Source organism: Lentzea sp. NPDC036949, from assembly GCF_055608075.1.
Genome location: NZ_JBVJRA010000017.1, coordinates 17705 through 40640 on the forward strand (window position 1 = coordinate 17705; position 22936 = coordinate 40640).

General features: G+C 71.6%; 23 protein-coding genes. 17 read left to right on the forward strand and 6 right to left on the reverse strand.

The annotated features are described in order from the left end of the window. Positions 1-537 precede the first annotated feature (537 nt). The 4 genes from ACZ7CD_RS34495 to ACZ7CD_RS34510 form a co-directional block, all read right to left on the reverse strand. Entirely contained in the window at positions 538-2109 is a 1572-nt protein-coding gene (locus tag ACZ7CD_RS34495; RefSeq protein ID WP_470380556.1) for a penicillin-binding transpeptidase domain-containing protein, read from the reverse strand. 125 nt (positions 2110-2234) lie between these two features. Further along, positions 2235-2975 (reverse strand): SIS domain-containing protein, encoded by a 741-nt coding sequence (locus ACZ7CD_RS34500; RefSeq protein WP_360396103.1) that lies wholly within the window; start codon positions 2973-2975, stop codon positions 2235-2237. A 189-nt stretch (positions 2976-3164) separates the two neighbouring features. Then, the gene (locus ACZ7CD_RS34505) at positions 3165-3818 is read right to left on the reverse strand and encodes a nucleotidyltransferase family protein (protein ID WP_470380557.1); all 654 of its coding nucleotides are present in this window, start codon (positions 3816-3818) and stop codon (positions 3165-3167) included. Between the two features lie 137 nt (positions 3819-3955). Further along, positions 3956-4780, reverse strand: a complete 825-nt coding sequence (locus ACZ7CD_RS34510) for an alpha/beta fold hydrolase (RefSeq protein WP_360396106.1) — start codon at positions 4778-4780, stop codon at positions 3956-3958. Positions 4781-4904: 124 nt separating this feature from the next. Here ACZ7CD_RS34510 and ACZ7CD_RS34515 point away from each other — a divergent pair, with 124 nt between their 5' ends. From ACZ7CD_RS34515 to ACZ7CD_RS34585, 15 genes are all read left to right on the forward strand, one after another. Next, positions 4905-5543: an alpha/beta fold hydrolase gene (locus ACZ7CD_RS34515; RefSeq protein ID WP_458431244.1), complete on the forward strand. Its 639-nt coding sequence runs from the start codon at positions 4905-4907 to the stop codon at positions 5541-5543. Then, on the forward strand, positions 5536-6774 hold the full coding sequence (locus tag ACZ7CD_RS34520) for an NAD(P)/FAD-dependent oxidoreductase (RefSeq protein ID WP_470374747.1): 1239 nt from the start codon (positions 5536-5538) through the stop codon (positions 6772-6774). Before ACZ7CD_RS34515 ends, ACZ7CD_RS34520 begins: the two co-directional genes overlap by 8 nt. Continuing rightward, the gene (locus tag ACZ7CD_RS34525) at positions 6771-7448 is read left to right on the forward strand and encodes a DUF1365 domain-containing protein (protein WP_360396111.1); all 678 of its coding nucleotides are present in this window, start codon (positions 6771-6773) and stop codon (positions 7446-7448) included. The genes ACZ7CD_RS34520 and ACZ7CD_RS34525 overlap by 4 nt, the downstream gene beginning before the upstream one ends. Continuing rightward, complete coding sequence (locus ACZ7CD_RS34530; RefSeq protein ID WP_360396113.1) at positions 7449-8678, forward strand: cyclopropane-fatty-acyl-phospholipid synthase family protein; 1230 nt, start codon at positions 7449-7451, stop codon at positions 8676-8678. It abuts the gene before it with no gap. Positions 8679-8824: 146 nt separating this feature from the next. Then, complete coding sequence (gene shbA / locus ACZ7CD_RS34535) at positions 8825-9514, forward strand: RNA polymerase sigma factor ShbA (protein WP_360396115.1); 690 nt, start codon at positions 8825-8827, stop codon at positions 9512-9514. A gap of 68 nt (positions 9515-9582) precedes the next feature. Next, entirely contained in the window at positions 9583-10611 is a 1029-nt protein-coding gene (locus ACZ7CD_RS34540; RefSeq protein WP_360396117.1) for a carbohydrate kinase family protein, read from the forward strand. A 134-nt stretch (positions 10612-10745) separates the two neighbouring features. Beyond that, the gene (locus tag ACZ7CD_RS34545; RefSeq protein WP_360396118.1) at positions 10746-12830 is read left to right on the forward strand and encodes a transglycosylase domain-containing protein; all 2085 of its coding nucleotides are present in this window, start codon (positions 10746-10748) and stop codon (positions 12828-12830) included. A 731-nt stretch (positions 12831-13561) separates the two neighbouring features. After that, positions 13562-14386, forward strand: a complete 825-nt coding sequence (locus ACZ7CD_RS34550) for a M23 family metallopeptidase (RefSeq protein ID WP_470371269.1) — start codon at positions 13562-13564, stop codon at positions 14384-14386. 209 nt (positions 14387-14595) lie between these two features. Beyond that, positions 14596-15318 (forward strand): SDR family NAD(P)-dependent oxidoreductase, encoded by a 723-nt coding sequence (locus tag ACZ7CD_RS34555; protein WP_360396122.1) that lies wholly within the window; start codon positions 14596-14598, stop codon positions 15316-15318. A gap of 192 nt (positions 15319-15510) precedes the next feature. Then, complete coding sequence (locus ACZ7CD_RS34560; protein ID WP_360396123.1) at positions 15511-17037, forward strand: HAL/PAL/TAL family ammonia-lyase; 1527 nt, start codon at positions 15511-15513, stop codon at positions 17035-17037. Next, the gene (locus tag ACZ7CD_RS34565) at positions 17034-17792 is read left to right on the forward strand and encodes an L-tyrosine 3-hydroxylase (protein ID WP_360396125.1); all 759 of its coding nucleotides are present in this window, start codon (positions 17034-17036) and stop codon (positions 17790-17792) included. Before ACZ7CD_RS34560 ends, ACZ7CD_RS34565 begins: the two co-directional genes overlap by 4 nt. A 13-nt stretch (positions 17793-17805) precedes the next feature. Beyond that, positions 17806-18462 carry an O-methyltransferase gene (locus ACZ7CD_RS34570; RefSeq protein ID WP_360396127.1) on the forward strand — a complete coding sequence of 219 codons (657 nt, stop codon included), beginning with the start codon at positions 17806-17808 and terminating at the stop codon, positions 18460-18462. Positions 18463-18513: 51 nt separating this feature from the next. After that, a complete protein-coding gene (locus tag ACZ7CD_RS34575; protein WP_470374750.1) occupies positions 18514-19467 on the forward strand; it encodes an LLM class F420-dependent oxidoreductase in 954 nt (317 codons plus the stop codon). A 2-nt stretch (positions 19468-19469) separates the two neighbouring features. Then, positions 19470-20039, forward strand: coding sequence for a TetR/AcrR family transcriptional regulator (locus tag ACZ7CD_RS34580; protein ID WP_360396131.1), 570 nt, complete (start codon positions 19470-19472; stop codon positions 20037-20039). A gap of 43 nt (positions 20040-20082) precedes the next feature. Next, positions 20083-20586, forward strand: a complete 504-nt coding sequence (locus ACZ7CD_RS34585; protein WP_360396132.1) for an MmpS family transport accessory protein — start codon at positions 20083-20085, stop codon at positions 20584-20586. Here the strand turns inward: ACZ7CD_RS34585 and ACZ7CD_RS34590 are convergent. Beyond that, positions 20583-21032: a peroxiredoxin gene (locus tag ACZ7CD_RS34590; RefSeq protein ID WP_360396134.1), complete on the reverse strand. Its 450-nt coding sequence runs from the start codon at positions 21030-21032 to the stop codon at positions 20583-20585. The genes ACZ7CD_RS34585 and ACZ7CD_RS34590 overlap by 4 nt on opposite strands. A 32-nt stretch (positions 21033-21064) precedes the next feature. On the opposite strand from ACZ7CD_RS34590, the gene ACZ7CD_RS34595 reads away from it, so the two are divergent. Continuing rightward, positions 21065-21976 (forward strand): LacI family DNA-binding transcriptional regulator, encoded by a 912-nt coding sequence (locus tag ACZ7CD_RS34595; protein ID WP_360396484.1) that lies wholly within the window; start codon positions 21065-21067, stop codon positions 21974-21976. Here ACZ7CD_RS34595 and ACZ7CD_RS34600 read toward each other — a convergent pair. Further along, positions 21969-22343, reverse strand: coding sequence for a hypothetical protein (locus tag ACZ7CD_RS34600; RefSeq protein ID WP_360396135.1), 375 nt, complete (start codon positions 22341-22343; stop codon positions 21969-21971). The genes ACZ7CD_RS34595 and ACZ7CD_RS34600 overlap by 8 nt on opposite strands. 62 nt (positions 22344-22405) lie before the next feature. Here ACZ7CD_RS34600 and ACZ7CD_RS34605 point away from each other — a divergent pair, with 62 nt between their 5' ends. Beyond that, entirely contained in the window at positions 22406-22831 is a 426-nt protein-coding gene (locus ACZ7CD_RS34605; RefSeq protein ID WP_360396137.1) for a RidA family protein, read from the forward strand. The last annotated feature ends 105 nt before the right edge of the window (positions 22832-22936 follow it).

Here is a 22936-nt window from a genome sequence, read left to right on the forward strand (position 1 = left end):
CCGCTGCATGACGACCGGGCGGCCGCTGTCGTGCCCGAGGCGTCCCGCTGGGCGAGGCATTGCGCGCCCGTTCCGCCGCCCGGTGCGCCGCGCCTCGCCACGCGCCGGGCCGCACCTCGCCACCCGCCGGGCCTCGCCGCGCGCCGCGCGCCGCACCTCGCACCGCACCGCGCCTCGCCCCGCACCGCGCGCCGTACCTCGGCTCACGCCGCGCACCTCGCCGCACCACCCCACGCGCCGCGCCTCACTACGCGGCACGCGGGCACCAAGGAAACCGCCGCCGGGCTTCGCCGCGCACCTCGCACCGCACGCCACGCCTTGCCCCGCACCGCGCCCCGCACCGCGCACCTCGCCGCGCACCTCGCCGCGCCACCCCACGCGCCGCGCCTCACTGCGCGCCGCACGCGGCACGCGGGCACCAAGGAGACCACCGCCGCGCCCCTCAGCCTTCCGCCGGACCCACGAGCGTTCCGCCGAAACCTGCTCACCCCAGGCGAACCACCCCTCGGCATCACCTCTGGCGGACCACCCGCAGCATCACCCCCGGAGAAACGCGCCAGCCGCGTTCACCGCACTCTGCGACGACCCGGCCTTCTCGACGAACACCGCGAACGCCACGTTCCCCTGGTAGCCCACGAACCAGCCGTGCGCCGTACCGCCACCGGCCTCGGCCGTGCCGGTCTTGCCGGCCAGGCCGCGGAGACCGGCCAGTTGCTTCGCCGTGCCGCTGGTGACGACCTCGGACATCATCTGCCGCAGCGCGGGCAGTGCGGCGCGGGGCGGGGGCGCGCCGACGTCGCCCGGTACGCCGGTGCGGCCGCGCAGCAGGGTCGGGGTCGGGGTGCGGCCGGAGGCCACGGTGGCGGCGACCAGGGCCATGCCGAACGGGCTGGCCTCGACGTTGCCCTGGCCGAAGCTGTTCTCCACCTGCTGGTCGCCGGTGGCGGGCGGCACCTTGCCGGTGTTGGTGGTGGCGCCGGCCATGTCCCAGTCGGCGCCGAGGCCGAAGCGCTTGGCCATCGCGGGCAGGGCCTGCGGGCCGAGCTTCAGGCCGAGCTGGCCGAAGGTCGTGTTGCAGGACAGGGCGAACGCGGTGTGGAACGGCAGGGTCTCGTGACCGAAGCCGTCGTTGTTCACCGTGCGGGTGCCGATGGTGGCGCGCGCCGGGCACGGCACGGTGGTGCCGGGCTGCACCAGGCCGGCGTCCATCGCCGCGGCCGCGGTCACGATCTTCATCGTCGAGCCGGGGGCGTAGCGGCCGATGAACGGGTTGGTGCCGGCCAGCGCCTTGTTCTGCGCCACCGCGAGGACCTCGGTCGTGGCCGGGTCGAGTGCGACGATCGCGGCGCCCTGCGGCAGGGCGTCGACGGCGGCCTGCGCTGCGGCCTGGCGGGCCGGGTCGATCGTGACGGTGAGCTTCTCGCCCATCTCCGGCTTCTTGCCGTCGAGCGGCACGAACCCGGCGGGCGACTGGAGCCCGACCTCCCAGCCGTCGGTGCCCTTCAGGTCACCCGCGGCACCGGTGATCGTCGTGTACAGGCCCTCCGGCAGCGCACCCGGCACCAGCGGTTTGCCGTCGCGGCCCAGCAGCGCCCCGTCCGCGAGCGCGGCGCGGTAGACCAGGGAGCCGCCCTCGGTGAGCTGCGGGTGGATGAGCGCGGGGGTCCAGCGGACCTTCCACGTGGTGCCCGCGCGCTGCAGGCCGATCCTGACCTCGTACTTCAGCACCGCCGAGTTCGGCAGCGACCACGTCACCGCGGCCGGGACCTCGGTCGTGGTCGCGTCCTCCGCGACGGTGGGCGCCGTGAGCAGCCTGGCCTGGTAGGCCGAGGACCCCATGCCCGTCCTGGTCGCGGCGAACGCCTTGCCGGCCACGTCGGGTGCGTCCGTCAACGCGGCGGCGGCGGTCGAGTCGTTCGAGAACAGCCTGGTCGCGAACGACTGCGCCACCGAGCCCGGTGAGTCGACCACCGGCTTGGCCGGTGTCCCGCCCGGTCCGCTCGAACTGGCCGAACCGCCACCCCACAGCATTACGCCCGCCACGCCCACAACGGTGGCCGTGACGAGCGTTCCGCCGATCAACACGAGTCTGCGTGTCCTGTGTTCCACCGGTGAAGCTCCCCCCAGGTAGGTCTTTCCCCGGTGGGAGGCTAACGCGGCGATGTGGAGATCCTGTGGAAGTTCCCGTTGCTGTGACAGCTTTTGGCCGTTAGGACGAGCACCGGCCGATAGGACTAGCCCAGCTGGGGAATCCGGGTCTGGTAGTGCCGCAGCATGTCGGCGTTGGCCGCGTCGCCGCCCTCGACATTCGCGCTGCGCCACAACGGCAGCTGCACACCCGTCTCGGTCGCCTTGTCGAGCAGCCGCACCATCAGCAGGTTCCACAGGAACGCCGTCGCGATGGTCGACACCGCGGCCGTCACCGGTGCCTGCTCGGGGTAGGTGGAGTCACCGGGCGGCACCAGGTTGTCCAGCACGACGGTCGCGACCTCGGCCAGCGTCGTGCCCGCGCGGCGCGGGGCCTGGGAGCTCGCCGACACCGAGGTGACGGCCACGACCGGGCAGCCGGCCTCCGCCGCCTCCAGCGCCAGCTCCACCGGGTAGTGGTTGACGCCTGAGGTCGAGAACACGAACAGCACGTCGTGCGGCGCCAGACCGGCCTCCCGCAGCACCTCGCCCGCGAGCCCGGAGCGGCGTTCGGCGGCCGTGCTGCTGATCGCACCGTGCATCGGCAGCAGCTCGGGGTGGTAGATCGGGCGCACGCAGGCCAGGCCGCCCGCGCGGTAGAAGGTCTCGGCGACCGCCGCCAGGGAGTGGCCGGCGCCGGCGGTGAGGATCGTGCCGTCGGCCTGCACTGCGGCGAGCACCAGCTCCGCCACGTCGTCCAGCGCGCTGGAGTTGTGCTGCTCGACGCGGGTCAGGTGCGTGCGCACGAAGGTGCCGTAGTCGGACCCGGTCACGGTGTCGGTCGTCATGCGGCCCAGTAGTACCCGATTGCTGCAGGCCTCACCAGTAACCCGAGCACCACAACTGCCGATACGCGCCATGAGGGCAGTCCGCGGCGGACGGGGGGTGGGTCGGATCAGGCGGTACTTCGTCACCTGGGTCGTGCTGACCGCCGTGTTCACCGCCGCAGCCGCCACGCACATCACCCTGGCGGTCACCTACGCCGAGCTGTGGCCGGTGTGGGTGGCGTTGGCGCAGCTCGTGGTCGCGGTCGGGTGCGCGCGGGCCGCTGTCTGCGCACGGCCCTGAGAGCCGGTGCTCAGGTCCTCCGGCCGGTCCACGTCGGCGCCGTCCGCCACGTCCGAGCACTCGACGTGCCGCACGGAGGCCGACCTCAGGTACTCCCGGGCGCCCTGGTCGCCGGCCGCCGACGACACGACACCGGGGAAGTGGTCGCTGCCGATCAGCACCGGATGACCGATCTCGCCGTCGTACACCGCCCGCGCCAGCACGTCCGGAGCGGCGAGCGCCATCAGCCGGCGCAGTGCGGCGACCGTGACACCGGGGGTGTCCACCGGCAGCACCACCACGGCGTCCACCACGCCCACCGCGTGCAGGCCGGTGCGCAACGACGACCCCATGCCCGACTCCCAGCCGGGGTTGTCGACGACGGTCACCCCGGTCAGCGCCGCCCTCGCCCGCACCTCACCGGCCGCGGCACCCAGCACCACGACCACGGGAGCACAGCCCGCGGACCGCAGCGCCTCGGCCGCGATGTCGACGAAGAGCTTGCCGTGCACCGCAACGAGGGCCTTCGGGGTGCCGAACCGGCGGCCTGCCCCCGCGGCCAGCAGGAGCCCGGCGACGCGCATGCCCCGAACCTAGCCGGTGTGGCGGGCCGGCCGGAAGCCGAGCGCCGTGCGCGACCGGGTGCCGAAGCGCTGCCGCAGCCGCTGACCAGCCAGAACAGCTTCCTCTTCCGGCAGTTGCCGCCAGCGGAGGAGCAGGTTCAGCCGAGGTTCTCCAGGATCAGGCCGGACGCGGCCTCCGGGACCTCCTCGGGAATCCAGTGGCTGACGTCCTCAACCATCTCGAACCGGTACGCGCCCGTGCACCACTTCTCGGTCTCGAACGCCGCCACCGACCCGAACGCCACGTCCTCGGTGCTCCACACGTACATGGTCTTGACGCCGACCTTGTCCGCGACGCCGTCCGGCCTGCCCGCGCGGTACCAGTTGAGCGCCGCCGACAGCGCTCCCGGCTCGGAGAGGCGCTGGACGTACTCGTCGACGTGCGAGGGCCGCACGCGGTACTCGAACATCTGCCGCAGCGCGTGGGCGTTGTTGTCCAGCATCCGCCTCTCGGTGCTGCGCTCACGCCAGTCCAGCACGTACTGCGACCGCATCCGCTGTTCCTCGTCGGTCTGCAACGCGGTCCGCAGGGCGCCGGGGTGCGGGGTGGAGAACACGGTGAGCGTGCGCAGCCGGTCCGGGTGCTCGATCGCCGTCCACCACGCGACCGCGCCACCCCAGTCGTGGCCGACCAGGTCGACCGTGCCCCAGCCCAGCGCGTCGGCCATCGCCAGCACGTCCCCGACCAGGTGCGTCGTCGTGTACTCCTGGTACCGCTCCGGCCGCACGCCGGGGGAGTAGCCGCGCTGGTCGGGCGCGACGGCGCGGAAGCCGTTGGCGCCCAGGACCGCGACCTGGTGCTCCCACTCGATCGCGGCCTCGGGGAAGCCGTGCAGGAGCAGCACCGGGCGGCCGTCCTCCGGACCGGCCGCGATCGCGTCGAAGGTGCCCGCCTCGGTGGGGATGCTGAGGTGCTCGATCACGGGTGCGAACCCTACCTGTGTGACCTGGATCTCAAGGTCCGAGCCGAACGGGGCCGTGTGCCGAAGGCCTGGTGTGCATCCGCAAGTCGACGTGGCGAAACCATCGGGCAGAACGAATGCCGTCGTGCTCGTGTTGCACGGCGGACGGGAGCGCAGCACCGAGCCGGTCCGCCGCCACAACCTCGCTCACCTGCGCATGGTCCCCTTGGCCAGGGCCCTGCGCGCGCCGGGCGTCGAGGTGTGGAACCTGCGCTACCGGATGCGCGGCTGGAACGCGCCGAGCCTCGACCCGGTCAGGGACGCTCGGTGGGCGCTCGACCGGATCGGCGAGCTGCACCCCGGCGCACCGGTCGTGCTCGTCGGGCACTCCATGGGCGGCCGGACCGCGTTGCGCGTCGCCGGCGACCCGAGCGTCGTGGCGGTGTGCGCGCTCGCGCCGTGGATCGTGCCGGGGGAGCCCTTCGACCAGCTCAGGGGCAAGGCGCTGCTCATCGCGCACGGCGACCGGGAGCGGATGACCGACCCGGCGAAGTCGCTGGCGTACGCGCGGCAGGCGAAGACCGTGACCGACCGGGTCGCGCGGTTCACCGTCGAGGGCGGCGACCACGCCATGCTGCGCCGGGCCCGCGACTGGACCCGGCTCACCGTCGACTTCGTCCACGGTGAGCTCGGCCTCGAACCGGTGGCAGCGGACATCGCGAACGCGATGCGGGAAGCCTCCCCACGAGGCCTCGACGTCCCCCTGGGAGGGTCGCGTGGCTGAGGTTGCCGTCATCGGAGCCGGGGTCGCCGGGCTCACGGCCGCGTACGTGCTGCAACGCGCGCACGACGTCACGCTCTTCGAGGCCGACGACCGGCTCGGCGGGCACGCGCACACCCACGACCTGGACGGCGTCCACGTCGACAGCGGGTTCATCGTCCACAACGAACGCACCTACCCGAACCTGGTCAGGCTGTTCCGCGAGCTCGGCGTGCCCACCCAGGACTCCGAGATGTCCATGAGCGTGCGCTGCGACGGCTGCGGGCTGGAGTACGCCGGGGCGAAGAAGCTGCCGGGCCTGTTCGCGAAGCGCTCCAACGCCGCCAACGCCCGGTACGTGCGCATGCTCGCCGAGGTCACCCGCTTCTACCGGCACGCCCAGCGCGTCCTGCGCAACGAGGAGGCGCACGACGTCACGCTCGGCGCGTTCCTCGCGATCGGCGGCTACTCCCGCTACTTCGTCGACCACTTCATCGTCCCGCTGGTCAGCGCCGTGTGGTCGGCCGGCGCCGCGCTCAGCACGGAGTACCCGGCCTGGTACCTGTTCGAGTTCCTCGCCAACCACGGCATGCTCGCCGTCGGCGGCACCCCGCAGTGGAAGACCGTGACCGGCGGCTCCCGCACCTACGTCGACCGCGCGGTGCAAGGCCTCAGCGCCGTCCACGTGGGCACCCCGGTCCGCGCGGTCATCCGCACCGGCGGCGGCGTGGAGATCCGCGACGAGGACGACGTGCTGCACACCGCCGACCACGTCGTCGTCGCCACGCACCCGGACCAGGCGCTCGGCCTGCTCGCCGACCCCACGCGCGAGGAGAAGGAGGTGCTGGGCGCCTTCCGTTACTCCCGCAACGAGACCTGGCTGCACACCGACGCGTCGGTCCTGCCGCGCACCCGCGGCGCGCGGGCGTCGTGGAACCTCTACAAACGGGCCTGCCGAGAGGACGGCGACCAAGTGCTCGTCAGCTACCACATGAACCGGCTGATGCGGCTGCGGGAACCGCGCGAGTACGTCGTCACCCTCAACCCGCACGACGTCGACCCCGGCCGGGTGCTCGCCAGGATGACCTACGAGCACCCCGTCTACACGCCCGGCTCCGTTGCCGCGCAACGACGTCTGCCCGAGCTCAACACCGGCACCACCGCGTACGCGGGTGCCTACCACGGCTGGGGCTTCCACGAGGACGGCTGTGCGTCCGGCGTGCGCGCCGCCCGGCACTTCGGGGTGGACTGGTGATCTATGACGTCGTCATCACGCACACCCGCCGCGAGCTGATCGACCGGGCGTTCCGCCACCGCGCCTACCTGTGGCTCGTCGACCTCGACGGGATGCCGCGGCTGCCGTGGTGGGCGCGGCCGTTCGCCCGGTTCGAGGCGCGCGACCACCTCGGGTCACCGGACCGGTCCATCAGGGAGAACCTGGAGGAGTGGCTCGGTGAACGCGGGATCGAGCTGGGCGGCGGCCGGGTCCTGATGCTCGCCAACGCCCGCGTGCTGGGGTACGTGTTCAACCCGCTGTCCGTTTATTGGTGCCACAACGCCGATGGCGAGCTCGTGTGTGTGGTGGCGGAGGTCCACAACACGTACGGCGGACGGCACTGCTACCTGCTCCGCACCGACGAGCACGGCCGCGCGTCGGTGGACAAGGAGTTCTACGTCTCCCCGTTCCTCGGCGTCGACGGCCACTACGTGATGAGGCTGCCGGCACCGGGGGAGCGGCTGTCCGTGACCATCGCGTTGCGGCAGAACGGGAAGACCACCTTCAGCGCCACCATGCGCGGGACCCGCACCTCCGGGCTGCGGATGCTCCTGCGCCGGCCGTTGATGCCCCAGCGCGTCTCCGCGCTGATCCGCCGCCATGGCATCGCCCTGTACCTGCGGCGCCTGCCGATCGTTCCCAGGAGTGAGTAGATGAGCACGCTGTCCCTGCCCCTTCCGAACCAGGGCGTCTGGCCGGGCCTGTTCACCGCACCGCGCTCACCCCTGCGCGCGCGCCTCGCCGAGTCGCTGTTCCGCAACGCCGTGCGCACCCTGCCGGTGACCGTGCGGTTCCCGGACGGACGGACGTGGGGCGCGGGCGGGCCGGTCATGCGGCTGGTGCGGCCCGCGGCGTTCTTCCACCGCCTCGGCGCCGACGCCAAGATCGGCTTCGGCGAGGCCTACATGGTGGGCGACTGGGAGTCCGACGAGCTCGCGGACGTGCTCACCGCGTTCGCCGCGCGGCTGTCCACGCTCATCCCGCCCGGCCTGCAGCGGCTGCGGCGGTGGGCGGAGCGGCGGCAGACCGAGGTCAACGACATCGCGGGCTCGCGGCAGAACATCCACCGCCACTACGACCTGTCCAACGACCTGTTCGAGCGGTTCCTGGACGAGACGATGACCTACTCGTCGGCGTTGTTCGACGGCGACCGCGGCCTCGACCTGCACGCCGCCCAGCTGCGCAAGATCGACGGCGTCCTCGACTACGCGGGCGTGCGGGCGGGGTCGCGGGTGCTGGAGATCGGCACCGGCTGGGGCGCGCTCGCCATCAGGGCCGCCCGGCGCGGTGCCACCGTCACCTCGCTGACCATCTCCGCCGAGCAGCGCAAGCTGGCGCTGGAGCGGGTGGCGGCCGCGGGCCTGCGCGACCGGGTGGCGGTGCACCTGCGCGACTACCGCGAGGAGCACGGGCGGTACGACGCCGTCGTCAGCGTCGAGATGATCGAGGCGGTCGGCGCCGAGTACTGGCCCGACTACTTCTCGGTGCTCGACCGGGTGCTCGCCCCCGGCGGCCGGGTGGGGCTGCAGGCGATCACCATGCCGCACGACCGGATGATCGCGAGCAAGGCCAGCTACACCTGGATCCACAAGTACATCTTCCCCGGCGGGCTCATCCCGTCGGTGCGCTCGGTCGAGGAGTCGGTGCGCGACCACACCCGCCTGAAGATCACCGAGATGCGCTCGTTCGGCGACGACTACGCCGAGACGCTGCGGCGGTGGCGCGAGAGCTTCCTGGGCCGCTGGGACGAGATCTCCGGTCTCGGCTTCGACGACACGTTCCGCCGGATGTGGGAGTTCTACCTGGCCTACTCGGAGGCCGGGTTCCGGGTCGGCCACCTCGGCGTGCAGCAGTTCGCCATGGCCGAACGACTGGGCCATTAGGACCACGTTCTCCCTCAAAAGGGTGCTGCTTCGCCCACCTGAGGGGACTTCGTGGTCCTCTTGCACGCAGGCGGTATCAAATGGCTCGCTGCGCTCTCTTCTCCAGTGAAGCCCCTAGTGTCGCTGTAGTGGAGGAGGTCGCCGGGATGGTTCAGCCCACAGCCGTGCGGTCCGGTGGCGGTGTCGGCGTCCTCTCAGTCGAAGAGGTCTGGACCGCGCCAACGGTCCCCGTGCGCCGCCGGGCGCGCCAGGAACCGGTCTCCAACCAGTGGCTCGCCGAAGCCGAGTTCACCGACCTCGTCGACGCCGCCCTGGCAGGAGAAAGACGGGCGGTCGAGCACCTGCTCGGCCGCATCCAGCCGCTCATCGTGCGCTACTGCCGCGCCCGCGTGGGCGGCCGGGAACGCACGCTCGTCTCGGCGGAGGACATCGCGCAGGAGGTCTGCGTCGCCGTCCTCGGCGCCCTGTCGAAGTACCGCTACGAGCCCGGCTCGTTCCTGGCCTTCGTCTACGGCATCGCCGCCCACAAGGTCGCCGACGCCCGCCGCCGCGCGGTCCGCAACCGCGCCGAGGTCGTGCCCGAGTTGCCCGACTGCGCCTCCGACGAGGCCGGCCCCGAGCAGCACGCGGTCAACGGCGAGATGATGGCCCAGGTCACGCGGCTGCTGCACCGGCTGCCGCCCCGCCAGCGCGAGATCCTCGTGCTGCGGGTGGCGGTGGGCCTGTCCGCCGAAGAGGTCGCGCTGGCCGTGTCGTCGACGCCGGGTGCGGTGCGGGTCGCCCAGCACCGCGCGCTGACCAGGATGCGGGAGATGATCGCGGAGGAGACGGGCTGAGGTCCGCGGCGTCCTCCTGAGCGCGGCCCCGCGTGGAATTGTCGGTGTCGGGTGGCATCGTGGACCACATGGCGGAACCCGACTTCGACGTGCTCCTCACCGGGACGGTCTTCCTCGACATCATCTTCACCGGCCTGCCGCGGCCACCGGCGGCGGGCACCGAGGTGTGGGCGGACGGGCTCGGGTCGTGCCCCGGCGGGATCGCGAACCTCGCCGTCGCGTTGCGCAGGCTGGAGCTGAGGACCGCGCTGGCGGCCGCGTTCGGCGAGGACGCCTACGGCGACTTCTGCTGGGACGTGCTGGCCGAGCAGGAGGGCGTCGACCTCTCCTACTGCCGCCGGTTCTACGGATGGCATTCACCGGTGACGGTGTCGATGGCGATGGAGCACGACCGTTCGATGGTCACGCACGGGCACAAGGCACCCGTTGTCGCCGATGACCTGTTTTCGCCGCCGCCGTCGGCAAAAGCCTGTTTTGTGCACATTCAGGCGGAAGACGAACAATGGGTGCGCACGGCGAAGCAGAACGGCGCGAAGCTGTTCGCCGACATCGGCTGGGACCGCACCGGGGCGTGGTCGCCGGAGCTGCTGCGCCGTCTTGACGGATTTGACGTCTTCCTCCCGAACCACGTGGAGGCGCAGGGCTACACGCGCACCGACACGCCGGAGGCCGCCGCGCGCGCGTTGGCCGAGCACGTGCCCGTGGTGGTTGTCACACGCGGGGGAGGCGGAGCGGTCGCCGTCGACAGCTCCACCGGGGAATGCGTGGAGGTGCCGGGGCTGAACGTGGCGCCGCTGGACGCGACCGGAGCCGGTGACGTGTTTGGGGCGGGGTTCGTGATGGGCACACTCGCGGGGTGGCCGCTGGAGCACCGCGTGCGTTTCGCGAACCTGTGCGCGGCGCTGTCCGTGCAGCACTTCGGCGGTTCGCTGTCGGCACCGGGCTGGGGAGACATCGCCGTCTGGTGGCGCACCGTGAGCCGGCGACCCGACGAAGAGCTCGCCCGCTACGGGTTCCTCGACGACCTGCTGCCCCACCACACGGGGGTCGAGGTCCGGCGCGCCAGCCCGACGATCGGACTGCGGTTGCTCCGGTAGGTTGAAACCAGTCGATCAGCGGACGCAACCTCACGGGTCTCCCGCGCGACTTAATACGTAGAGCTTTCTCTGGGGTTCGGTTCGGAAGGAGTTGCGGTTTGTTCGCCGCACGCGCGTCAGGCTTGGTCAAGTTGATGGGGTTGTGCCTGACGGCGGGCGTGCTCCTGGCAGCGATGGTGTTCCCGTTCGCAGGAGGGCTGGGGCTCGCGTCGAACCGCGCCGCCGACCAGGTCGACCAGACGTCGGGTGACCTCGCCAAGGGGGAGCTGCCGCTCGTCACCACCATCACGGACATGAACGGCGAGCCGATCGCCTACCTGTACGACCAGTACCGGATCCCGCTGGAGTCGAACCAGATCTCCGACACGATGAAGGCCGCGATCCTCGCGATCGAGGACAAGCGGTTCTTCGAGCACCGCGGCGTCGACTGGCAGGGCATCGCCCGTGCCGCCGCCAAGGCCGGTGTGGACGGTGGCGCGACCCAGGGCGCCTCGACGCTGACGCAGCAGTACGTCAAGAACTACATGGCGTTCGTGCTCGGCGCCGACAACGAGCAGGAGGCCTGGGAGAAGGCCACCGAGGCGACCGTCGGCCGCAAGCTGCGCGAGGCGCGTGTCGCGTTGCAGCTCGAGCAGCAGATGTCCAAGGACGAGATCCTCGCCGGCTACCTGAACATCGTGCCGCTGGGCAACCAGACCTACGGTGTCGGTGCCGCCGCCAAGGCGTACTTCAAGACGACCGCCGACAAGCTGACCGTCCCGCAGGCGGCGCTGCTCGCCGCCATCGCGAACCGCCCGTCGTCGCTGAACCCCGGCGCGAACCCGGAGAAGGCCCTCGAACGCCGCAACACGGTGATCGACAAGATGCGCGAGAACGGCGCGTTCGGCCAGGACGAGACCGAGGCGAAGAAGAAGGCCGACGAGTACAAGGCCGAGCCGCTGGGCGTGACCGACGACCTGCAGATCCTGCCCAAGGGCTGCGTCGGCGCCGGTGACGGCCCGATCTACGGCTTCTTCTGCTCCTACCTGCTCGACTACCTGCAGGACGCGGGCATCACGAAGGCGCAGCTGCAGCGCGGCGGCCTCACGATCAAGACGACGATGGACCCGAAGGCCACGAAGGCGGCCAAGACGGCCGCCGAGCAGCAGGTGCCGAAGATGCAGAACGGCATCGCGAACGTCATGTCCGTGGTCCAGCCCGGCAAGGACAAGCACCGCGTCCGCGCCCTCGTCGCCTCCCGCGACTACGGCAACAACGCCGACCTGGGCCAGGTCGCCCGCCCCGTGCCCGCCGAGGTGCTCCCGTTCGGCCCCGGCTCGGTGAACAAGGTCTTCACCGCCGCCGCGGCGCTCGAGCAGGGCGTGACGGGCATCGACCGCGAGATCCCGGTCCCGAAGGTCCACTACTCCCGCGTGTACCCCAACGGCGGTTCGGCGTGGAAGGTCGAGAACGCGGGCAGCGGCTACGCGGAGAAGATGTCGCTGACCCAGGCGCTCGCCACGTCGCCGAACACCGGCTTCGTGATCCTGCAGGAGAAGACCGGCCTCGACCGCGTCGTCGACATGGGCTACCGCCTCGGCATGCGCGAGACCCTCGCCACCCACAACCGCGGCGCCGAGCCCCTGAAGTCCGACGGCTCCAACGGCCCCTCCCAGGGCGACTGGACCAAGCAGAACAACGCCGGCTCCTACACCCTCGGCCCCGGCGCGACCAGCGTCCTGGAACTGGCGAACGTCGCCGCCACCATCGTCTCGAACGGCAGCTGGTGCCCGCCCACCCCGGTGGAGCAGGTCCTGGACCGCCACGGCAACCCCATGCCGCTGAAGGAGAAGCCCTGCGAGCAGGCCGTCACCCCTGACCTCGCCAACTCGCTGGCCCAGGGCCTGTCCCACGACACGGTCGGCTCCGGTACCGCCGCTGACGCCGCCCGCGCCGCCGGCTGGACCCGCCCGACGATCGGCAAGACCGGCACCACCGAGGAGCACAAGTCGGTCGCCTTCATGGCCGCCACCCCGCAGTACGCGGGCGCCGTCATGACCTACGCCGACGGCAACCGCCCCGAGGTCATCTGCGCGAACCCGATCCGCTTCTGCCCCGGCTCCAACTCGGGCGTCTACGGCGGCCAGGTGGCCGCGCCGACCTGGTTCAACGCGATGAAGGTGATCCACGAGGGCCTGGACCCGGCCCCGCTCCCGCCGGCGGCGGCACGCTACAAGTAGCTCCTTCCGCTTTCTCCGGGCCGTCGGACGCGTGATGCGTCCGGCGGCCCTTTGCATTGCGCCGGTGGGTGGGGGTTGCACCCGTCCTCGGTTCGCTGGGGGACGAGGGGAGGGGGTGGGCGGCGAGGGGAGGGGGTGGGCGGCGAGGGCTGGGCTCGCGCCTCTGCGGGAGCTTCGGCGCATGGGTGCCAGGTGCCAGGTGGCGGACGATCGCGTCCGTCCGTGGCGTCCGTCTTGCTCGGCTGATGCCGTCAGGCACGCTCGCGCAGGGGTCCTCTCGCGTTTCGGGTCCCCCGCGACCCAACGTACGCGCGGGGTCTGACAGTTTCGCGAGGTCGGCGCCGCGATCGTCGCGAAGCGCGACAAGCGGGGGTTTCCGGTCGCGTACGGCTGGCGGACCCCTCACACCACCCCGTCGGCCTTTCTCGATAAAGCGACTGACCAGTACAAACACCGAAGAACGGCATTGGTCTAGTGGTCGTTATCAACCGCTGACCTTACTCGACTACTCAAAGTAGCCATGAGTGGGCTCCGTCACCCAAATAACCACATCGCTTGCTTCCGGCGATAACGCGAGGTTACGTTCCCTGCCGCATGTCACGGTTCGATAACCGCCAGGACACGGACCCACCCCGAAGGGGTCCAGTCCACCGCGCGCCATCCGGGTCCCCGAAACCCCGGCGCGCACAGCAGGCGGATCGGACTCCCCCCGAGTGTGCATGGAGGCAGTTTTGGCACGGCATCGTGCGAAGGGTCCGCTGATCGACGTGATCGGCAGAGTGGACCTGGACCGCAAGAAGGCCGTCACGGCGGTCGTCGCCGCAGGTGCCCTCGTCGGCGCCGGCTTCACCCAGGCGATGGCCACGGTCACCCCCGTCGACCGGATCGTTCCCGTTGCCGCCACGTCCGAGTTGGCGGCGGCGATGACCCAGCAGCAGCACCAGCCAGGAGCGGTGGAGACGGTGCACGCCGTCGACACCGCCGTGGAGACGCGCCACCTGTTGCAGGCCGAGCAGCTCCAGGTGCAGTTCAACGTCCGCGAGGCCATGAAGGCCGCGGAGGGTGCGTACGCGCAGCGGCAGGAGGCCATCAGGGCCGAGGCGGCACGCGTGGCGGCCGAGGCGGCGCGTGAGGCGGCGCGCAAGGCGGCGGAGGAAGAGGCCCGCAGGCCCAAGGCGGTCAAGCCGGCGCAGGGGTCGTTCACCTCGGGCTTCGGTGCCCGGTGGGGGACCAGTCACAACGGCGTCGACATCGCCAACGCCATCGGCACGCCGATCCTGTCCGTCCTGGACGGCACGGTGGTCGAGGCCGGACCCGCCAGCGGGTTCGGGCTGTGGGTGCGGGTGCAGCACGCGGACGGCACCATCACCGTCTACGGGCACGTCAACACCATCGACGTCGCGCAGGGTGCCGTGGTGAAGGCCGGGCAGCAGATCGCGACCATGGGCAACCGCGGTCAGTCGACCGGGCCGCACCTGCACTTCGAGGTGTGGGTCGACGGGTCGCAGAAGATCAACCCGGTGGGCTGGCTGGCGGCGCGGGGCATCTCGCTCTGAGCGCGGCCGGACGCCGAGGTGGTTCACGCCGGTAGGCCCGATCGGCTCAACGGCGAGGAGTTCGCGGTCACGCAGGGCGACGTCACCTGGCCGTGCGTGACCGCGGAGGTGGCGCCGTGCGAGGACGTGCGCCAGGTTGTGTCTGTGAAAGAGACATCGAGGTCCGCGTCCGGCCAGATCCTCCGCCGCCTGCCGAGGAACGACGGCTGATGCGCGTTCTCATCACCGGCGGTGCCAAGGAGCTGGGCCGGGCCTTCAGCGACACCGTGGGCGCGCGCGGGCACCGGCTGGTCATCACCGGCCGCGACGAACGCGCGCTGGCCGTGGCCGAGCAGGAGCTGCGGGCCCGTGGTGTCGAGGTCGAGGCGCACGTCGCCGACCTCGCCGACCCGCAGGCCACGCCCAAGCTCATCGAGAGCGTCGGGCCGATCGACGTGCTCGTCAACAACGCCGCGCTCGGCGGGCCGGTCGGGCCGACCTGGGAGGTCGACGAGAACGAGTGGTGGCGGACCTTCGAGGTCAACCTGCGCGGGCTCGCGCTCGCCACCACCGCGGCGCTGCGCACGATGACCAGCGGCCGGATCGTCAACATCGTCAGCAACGCCGGTGTGCACCGCTGGCCTCTGCTGTCGGCGTACTCCGTGTCCAAGGCGGCCGTGCTCAAGCTGGGGGAGAACCTCGCCGCCGAGCTGAGGGACCGGCCCATCGCCGTGCTGAGCTACGACCCCGGCATGGTCGACGTCGGCCTGATGGGCCGCGGCAGCAGGGCCGCACCGGACGACGAAGCGGGTCGCAGCGTCGCGCGGTGGGCGAGGTCGCAGCGGGAGCAGGGCAGGTTCACCCCCGTGGAGCAGTCGGCCGGCGTCCTGGCGCGCATCGTCGACGGGGAGTTCGACCACCGCTCCGGCGGGCTCGTCACTCCCGCGGACTGAGACATCGCCGCACGGGAGAGCGCTGTCACCCGATCGTCAACAGGCAATCTGACCAGTTGGTACGGAAGGCCCTTCCTCGCCGGCGGGTCAACCGGGATCGTCGCGGGTGCTGCTGAGGTCGTTGCGCGGCACGGTTTCGTGTCGCGCCGAACGACATGCGCCGAACCAACGCCCGATCCCCCTGGAGGCGTCGTGCCCGTGCGAACACCCGCTGCTGCCCTGAGCCTGACGGCGGCCCTGCTACCCGAGCACCTGGAGCGAGCGAGAGGACCGCTGAACGTCGCGCTGCCCGACGAGGTGCGGGCGCGGATCGCGCACTGCCGTGCGTTCGTGCTCGAGGTCAGCGGCTCCGGCCGCGCGATCTACGGTGTCACAACGGGTTTCGGGCCGCTCGTCGAGTTCGGGGGTCGCGAGGACAGCGGCAGCCAGAGCGACAACACGATCCTGCACCACATCGTCGGCCACGGTGAGCTGCTGCCGCCCGAGGTCACCAGGGCCGCGGTGCTGGCCCGGCTCTTCTCGTTGGCGCACGGGCGTTCCGGCGTCTCGGAGCACGTCGTCGACGCACTGGTCGCCATGCTCGCGACGGACTTCGCGCCCGCCGTGCCGCGGCTCGGCTCGGTCGGTGCGAGCGGCGACCTGCAACCGCTCGCCTACGTGGCACACGCGTTGCGCGGCAACGGGAACGCGTTCCTCGGCGGCCGGCTGGTGCCCGCGGCCGACGCGCTGCGCGAGGCTGGTCTGCGCCCGGTCGAGCTCGACGGTCGCGACGCCCTCGCCGTCGTGAACGGCATCTCGGTCACCGCCGCCGTGCTCGGTCTCGCCGTCGCGCAGGCACAGCGGTCGCACCGCGTCGCGGAACTGCTGTCCGCCTTGCTGACCGACGTCCTCGGCTGCGGCACGGAGTTCGCGTCACCCGCGCTGCTCGCCGCGTTCGGCCACCCGGACGTCGCCGACGTCGGTGCCGCGCTGCGGACCTGGTTGCGCGGCAGCACCCCCTCCGGTCAACGCCCCCTGCAGGAGGCGTACAGCATCCGGTGCGTGCCACAGCTGGCCGGTGCGGCCCGCACGAGCATCCGGCACGCCGACGAGGTGGTGCGCCGCGACCTCAACGGCGTGAGCGACAACCCGTTGTTCTTCCCCGAGACCGGGGAGGTGCTGCACGGCGGCAACTTCTTCGGCCAGCCCAGCGCCTTCGCCGCCGACGCGCTCAGCCTCGCCCTGGCCCAGCTGGGCAACCTGGCCGAACGCCAGCTCGACCTGCTGGTCGACCCGCACCGCACCGGCGGCCTCCCGCCCATGCTCAGCCCGGCGCCGGGACAGCAGCACGCGGTGCAGGGCATCCAGATCTCCGCGACCGCCACGGTCGCCGCCATGCGCAGGGCCACGCTGCCCGCCTCGGCGCAGAGCCTGCCGACCAACCTGCACAACCAGGACGTCGTCCCGTTCGGCACGCAGGCCGCGCTCACCGCGCTCGACCAGACGAGGCTGCTGCGCTACCTGCACGGCGGGCTCGCCGTCGCGCTGCGCCAGGCCGTCCACGTCGGCGCCCGCCGCCCGCGCGCCCCGAGGCTCGCGGACGTGGTCGACCGGATCGCCGCCGAGGTGCCGGCGATCGAGGAGGACCGGCCGCTGGACACCGCGATCGGCCGGGTGGCCGACCTGCTGGACGAGATCGTCGCCGCCGAGAGCGCGACGGAGAAGGACGGTGTGGGATGAGCGCGCCCGTTTTCAGCCCGGTCTGGGGGCACGCGGCCGTCGACCTGCCGGTGCTGCGACTGCCGATGCCCGGTTCGGAACTGATTCCGTGCGCGGATGACTGCTACCAGATCCCGCTGGAGATCAGCGTCCCCGATGACGAGGTCGGACGGGCCGTCCACCGGTGGTTCCTGGGGCACCACGGCGCATTTTTCGTCTGGAGGTTTCTTTCGGCTTCACTCGATAGGCTGATACGCGAGCGTGATTCGCAACTAGTCCGCCTCACTGCGCTTGGATACGACGCGTACTCGGTGCTGCTGGCGTATTCGGGCAGCTGTTCCCGTGAGGTCTACGAGGACGTCATCCGGCCGTTGATGACGTCGTTCGACCCCGCGTTCAGCGGGCGCTGGGCCCGTGACTACGAGCCCGTGCCCGGTCTGCTGCGCAGGGCCCGTGCCGCACTGGGGCCCGCGGCGGCCGCACCCCTGTCCTCCGCGAGCAAGGCGAACCTGTTGGCACACATGGAGGTCATGCGCAGACTCGTGCCGGACGGCGACTCGCTGCTGCGGGAGTCCGGTCGTGCGCGCATGTCCACCACCGACGCAGAACGAGACAGGTTCGACGAGTTCTTCCTGGTCAGCCGCGAAAACGTGTGCTCCAGCCGTTACCGTGCACACCGCGCCGCCGTCTTCGCCGCCATGGACCGCGACCTCGCGAAGCACCCGGTGCGACCCGAGTACGCCGACACCCTCAGGACGTTCGCCACCCGACTATGAGAGAAGGCCGCGCGTGAACGACTTCAAGGCCGTGGTCATGACCCCGCAGATCTACCGCTACGTGCGCGAGCAGGCAGGCCAGCCCAGTGCGGTGCAGGAGAAGCTGATCGCGCGGACGCTGGAGCTCGGCGACTCGGCGGAGATGCAGGTCCCGCACGAGCAGGCGGTCCTGTTCTCCCTGCTGGTCAAGCTCACCGGCGCGCAGACCGTGGTCGAGGTCGGCACCTACACCGGGTACTCCACGCTCGCGTTCGCGCAGGCGCTCCCACCGTCGGGCAAGGTCATCACCTGCGACGTCTCGCCGGAGTGGACCCGCATCGCCGAGGAGGCGTGGCAGGCCGCCGGCGTGCGGGACCGCATCGAGCTGCGGCTGGGCCCCGCCGGGCAGACGCTCGCGGAGCTGCCCGAGGAGCCCACGATCGACCTGGTGTTCATCGACGCGGACAAGGTCGGGTACGCGCACTACTGGGACCTGCTGGTGCCGCGTGTGCGGCAGGGCGGACTGCTGCTCGCGGACAACACCCTCTACTACGGCGGCGCCGCCGACGAGCAGCCCGAGGGCAACGCGGCGGCGATCGACGCGTTCAACCGGTTCGTGCTGGCCGACCCGCGGGTGGAGTCGGTGCTCGTGCCCATCGCCGACGGCCTGACGCTCGCGCGGAAGTTGTAGGCATACCGACCGGTCGGTAGGGTGTCGCCCAAGTGGACTTGGGAGGCGCTCATGGCTCGTTGGGGAATCACGCTGCCGCTGATCGGCGTGCCGGTGCTCGACCACCGGGCGCTGGTCAGCGAGCTGGCCGACCTCGGCTACACCGACGTGTGGTCGGCCGAGACGACCGGGACGGACGCCTTCACGCCGCTCGCGCTGGCCGCCCAGTGGTCGTCGTCGCTGCGCTTCGGCCCCGCGATCGCCCCCGTCTACACCCGCGGTCCCGCGACGCTCGCGATGACGGCGGCGACGCTGGCCGAGGTGACCGGCGGTCGGTTCGTGCTGGGCATCGGCTCGTCCTCGCCCGCGATCGTGCAGCGCTGGAACGCGATCCCGTTCGAGGAGCCGTTCAAGCGCACCCGCGACACCCTGCGGTTCCTGAAGTCCGCGCTGGCGGGGGAGAAGGTCAGCGCCGACTACGACACGTTCTCCGTCAAGGGCTTCAAGCTGGAACGCCCGCCGGCCGAGCGGGTGCCGATCATGCTCGCGGCGCTGCGCCCGAACATGCTGCGCCTGGCCGGTCGTGAGGCCGACGGCGCCATCACGAACTGGCTCGCCGCCACCGACGTCGCACAGGTCCGGTCCGAGCTGGGCGCGGACTCCGAGCTGGCCGCCCGGATCTTCGTCTGCCCGACCGAGGACGCCGACGCCGCACGCGCGCTGGGCCGCATGCTGATCAGCACCTACCTGACCGTGCCCGCCTACGCGGCGTTCCACGACTGGCTGGGCCGCGGCGAGGAGCTGCGCCCGATGCACGAGGCGTGGGCCGCGGGCGACCGCAAGGCCGCCGCGGGGTCGATCCCCGACTCCGTGGTCGACGCCCTGGTCGTGCACGGTTCCGCCGACCGCTGCCGCGAGCGCGTCGCCGAGTACCAGGCCGCCGGCGTGGACACCCCGATCATCGCCCTGCTCCCGACCGGTGGCGACCAGGTCGAGCAGGTGCGCGCGCTGGCACCCAAGGGGTAGCGGTGCCGGGCACCACCGAGCAGCGGATCATCGACGCGGCCGTCCGCCTGTTCGCGTCGCAGGGCTACGACGCGACCTCGGTGCAGGAGATCGTGGCGGCCGCCGAGGTCACCAAGGGCGCGCTGTACCACTACTTCCGCTCCAAGGACGACCTGCTCTTCGAGATCTACCGGCTGCTCATCACCGCCCAGTCCGCGGACATGGACCGGATCATCGCCGCGGGCCTGCCCGCGGCCGAGACGGTGCGGGAGATCCTGACGTCGCTGGTGGTCTCCACCGCGGAACGGGCCGACGAGACCGCCGTGTTCGTCCGGGAGATGCCGCGGCTCGGCGAGGAGCGGATGACCGACTTCCGCGCCGAGCGCCGCCGCTACCACGAGACGTTCCTCGCGGTGGTCGAGAAGGGCCAGGCCTCCGGCGAGTTCAGCTCGACGGTGCCGGCGGAGACCGTCGCGCGGATCGCGTTCGGCGTCGTGAACCAGCTGCCCACGTGGTACCGGCCGGACGGGCCGAAGTCACCGGCCGCCCTGGCGGGGGAGATCGCGGACTTCGTGCTGGCCGGGCTGCGGTAACGGGGAGCCGCGGGAGATCGACCTCTCTGCTGGGGAGGCACCGATGTCGAAGCAGCCACCGGAGTACGGCGTCGCACCGCCGATGCACGAGGTCCCGCCGTCACCGCGGTGGCCGTGGGTCCTGCTGCTCGTGGTCGCGGTGCTGGCCGTGGGCGGAGTGCTCCACGGCGGCAAGGTCGTCGACGCGGTGCGGGAGGCGGCCGGCGGGATGACGAGCGGCGAGGTGGCGGTCGCGGAACCGACCGGTCAGGAACCGCCGCCCGCACCCGGCAAGCGCGTGGTCGTGTTCGAGGTGACCGGCACCGGCACGGCGTTCACCGTCGCCACCACCGTCGGGGCTTCCGTGCAGAACGAGACCGGTGTCCGGCTGCCGTGGACCCGCACCGTCGAGGTGCCCGCCGACGAGCTCTCGAAGTCGGTGATGCTCGTCGTCGTGGCCGGTGCCGACGGGGCCGAGGTGCACGGCCGGTACACGATCGACGGCACCACCGTCCGGGAGGGCAAGGCCTCCGGGCCCTACGGCGTGCTGACGATCACCGACAGCTAACGCGCGCGCAGCGCGGCCAGCGCCTTGTCCGCGTGCGCGTTCATCGAGAACTCGCTCTTCACGACCTCCATGACCCTGCGGTCGGTGCCGATGACGAACGTGTGCCGCTTGACCGGCAGCGGCCCGAACCGGCGCTTCACGCCGAACTGCTCGGCGACCTCACCCTCGACATCGGACAGCAGCGGGTAGTCGAAGCCGTTGAGCTCCGCGAACTGCTTCTGCTTGGCCACGTCGTCGGTGGAGATGCCCACGCGCTGGGCCCCGGCCTCGGCGAACTCGGCGGCCAGGTCGCGGAAGTGACAGCTCTGCGCGGTGCAGCCGGTGGTCATCGCGGCGGGGTAGAAGAACAGCACGACCGGGCCGTCGCCGAGCAGTTCGGACAGCGTGCGGGCGACTCCGTCCTGGTCGGGCAGGGTGAAGTCGGGGGCGAGGTCGCCGGGCTTCATGGATCTCCAATACGCTCGGGGCCGTGACCAGCATGTCCGACGTGGCCAAGGCCGCAGGGGTGTCCGCTGCGACCGTATCGCGCGCGCTGCGCGGCGAACCGGGTGTGTCGGAGGCGACGAGGCAACACGTCAGCGAGGTCGCGCGGCGGATGAAGTACGCCATCGCGCGTGATGCCTCCTCATTGGCCGGTGGCCGGCGTTACGCGATCGCGGTCGTGACCGCCGAGGTCAGTCCGGTGCTCGCCGGAGCGGAGGGCGCGCTGCGGGCGGCCGGGTACGACGTGCTGCTGTACGTGCTGGGCACGCGGGAGGCGCGCGCGAAGTTCTTCGACGAAATGCCGCTGGGCCGCCGGGTCGACGGGGTGCTGCTGCTGTCGATGGCGCTGGCCGAGGCGGAACGGGCCGCGCTCACGGCGCTGGAGGTCCCGCACCTGACCGTCGACGACACCGACCTGCGGCACGCGCTGCAGACCGCCGTCGAGCACCTGAAGCTGCTCGGCCACGAGGACGTGGCGCTGGTGCTCGCCGACGGCGTGGACGAGTCCTACGACGAGATCCTGGTGGCCGCCGGGCTCACCGTGCGTCCCGAGTGGACGGTCTGGTGCTCGCCCACGGTCGACGGCGGCGAGCAGGTGGTCGACGTGCTCCTGGACGGCGAGCGCCTGCCCACCGCCGTGATCAGCTCCAGCGGTGCCGCGGCCGTCGGGATCTTCCTGCGCATGCAGCGCGACGGGCGGGCCGTGCCGGACGAGCTGTCGATCGTGTCGCTCGACGGCCAGGAGCTCACCCGCGTCGTCGGCCTGACCGCGGTCGAGGGGGCCGCGAAGGAACAGGGCGAGCGGGCCGTCGCGGACCTGTTCACGCTGATCAGGGGCGGCGAGATCGAACCGGTGGAGCACTCGGCGCGGCTGGTGGTGCGCAACTCCAGCGGCCCGGTCAGCTGATCCCGCCGTACGTGCCGCCGAGCGTGCTGCGGCTGACCTCGACCGCGCTGCCGCGCACCGTGCAGTCCGCGTACCGCACGAGGTGCCAGTCGATCGGCGACCACCACGGCGGCTCGCCGCTGTCCGCGGTCACGTACACGGTGCCGTCGCCGGAGCGCATCGAGCTGGAGCCGCCCGCCGAGCGGATCTCGTCCGGGGTCAGCTCGCCGTCGGCCGCCGCCGTCCGGAGTGCCGCCGTGATCCGGTCGACCTCGCGGTCGGCGAGGGTGCTCGCGAGACCCCAGGAGAACACCGTCCACAGCACCGCCACGACGACGAGCGCCACGACACCGAGCACGACCCTGACGCCGATCCGCAACGCCCCCATGGGCCGACGGTACCGCCGCCGCGCGACCCCGCGGGGCGCATCCGCGGAAGTACTGTGGCGCCATGCCCGCCGAAGAGCGCCTGACCCGGCTGCCCGCCCTGCCGGACACCCCCGGCTACGCCCACGCGGTGGCGGTGAGCGGGAGGCTCCTGTTCGTCTCCGGTCAGGTCGCGGTGGACGAGACGGGACGTGTGGTCGGGGTGGACGACCTGGCGGCGCAGACCAGGCAGGCGCTGAGCAATCTTCATCACGTCATTTCGAGGTTTGGCGCCGACTGGTCGGATGTCGTGAAGTTCACGTGGTACGTGCTCGACGCGTCGGAAGTGCAGACCGTCCGGGACGTGCGTGACGAAATGCTGCGGCCGGTGCTGGGAGACGTGCACAACCCGGCGAGCACGCTCGTCCAGGTCGCGGCGTTGTTCGGGCCGGAATTTCTCGTCGAGGTCGAGGCCGTGGTCGCCATTCCCGATCAGCGATCGGATGTTTGACGAAAACAGGTGTGCGGGGTGGTGCCCGACCGGTGTGCACCCTTCGGGTGACCGGGGTCCATTTGCTCTGGCAATGGACGCGCACCTGTGACATAGCTTGTACCT